Here is a 343-nt window from a genome sequence, read left to right as displayed (position 1 = left end):
AAATTATACAGCCGCAATTTCTCATTTTTAAGCCCAGCCTCATTGGAGGTTTTAAAGGAACAGAAGAGTGGATAAAACTTGCAAAGGATCAAAATACCGGCTGGTGGATCACAAGTGCACTGGAGAGTAATGTAGGACTTAACGCCATTGCACAACATACTTTTATGCTTAAAAATGAAATGCCGCAAGGTTTAGGCACCGGCGGATTATATACCAACGATTTTGAAGCCCCTCTGGAGGTGGAAAATGGACAACTTTGGTATCGCCCTAACAAAGACTGGAATTTTAATCTATAAAAGAACATGTTTATACAACAGGCATTTAAAGCAAGAACAGAATGGTG

General features: G+C 39.7%; 1 pseudogene. It reads left to right on the top strand.

What is annotated here, in order from left to right:
• Positions 1-296 (top strand): annotated as a pseudogene (locus HC175_RS21545) (o-succinylbenzoate synthase); the annotation flags it as partial.
• Positions 297-343: the final 47 nt, after the last annotated feature.

The sequence above is a fragment of the Salinimicrobium oceani genome, assembly GCF_012037645.1.
The sequence above is the reverse complement of the archived record's forward strand: the minus strand, read 5'-3'. Positions and strand labels throughout refer to the sequence as shown.